The sequence below is a fragment of the Peribacillus sp. SIMBA_075 genome, assembly GCF_046534585.1.
The window spans coordinates 1-254 of sequence record NZ_JAWRYN010001085.1; the positions used below are offsets into that span (position 1 = coordinate 1).

The window sequence follows — 254 nt, forward strand, 5'->3', positions numbered from 1 at the left end:
CAGCGACATTTTCGTTCTTTAAATCGATAAGACGATCTAGATGCAACATACATACGTCAATTTTCTCACGCACTGTCGGCTCCGGCATTAATTCACCTGTTTCCAAATACTTTACCGTACGATAAATCATCCACGGGTCCCCAAGGGCAGCGCGACCAATCATAACACCGTCTACACCAATTTCATCAAGCATACGCTTTGCATCTTGTGGCGTTTCGACATCACCATTTCCGATAACCGGGATATTTACAGCT

General features: G+C 44.5%; 1 protein-coding gene. It reads right to left on the reverse strand.

What is annotated here, in order from left to right:
* The coding region (locus SB775_RS31635) for a tRNA-dihydrouridine synthase (RefSeq protein WP_410865245.1) at window positions 1-254 on the reverse strand (254 nt) is incomplete at both ends.